We start from the raw sequence: 223 nt of genomic DNA on the forward strand, positions 1-223 counted from the left end.
ACTGCTCATATTCCTCATTCTCCTTTCATTTTGTATAATTTAAAACTTCTATTATACTAATATGCTTGATAGAAATACGATTAATGCTGTTAATACTACCGCTCCACTTGCTGATCCTACGAAGTCACCTTTTGTTACTTGTAATACTTGCTCTTTCATTTTGCATTCTCCTCTCTTTTTCTTTTATTACAAAACTTCTATTATACTAATACGCTTGATAGAA

1 protein-coding gene is annotated in these 223 nt (G+C 30.5%); it reads right to left on the reverse strand.

What is annotated here, in order from left to right; translation table 11 throughout:
• Window positions 1-51 precede the first annotated feature (51 nt).
• Window positions 52-159 carry a DUF3948 family protein gene (locus tag MR113_RS28015; RefSeq protein WP_098683442.1) on the reverse strand — a complete coding sequence of 36 codons (108 nt, stop codon included), beginning with the start codon at window positions 157-159 and terminating at the stop codon, window positions 52-54.
• Window positions 160-223: the final 64 nt, after the last annotated feature.

Source organism: Bacillus cereus group sp. BfR-BA-01379, from assembly GCF_022663605.1.
Classification (GTDB): domain Bacteria; phylum Bacillota; class Bacilli; order Bacillales; family Bacillaceae_G; genus Bacillus_A; species Bacillus_A mobilis.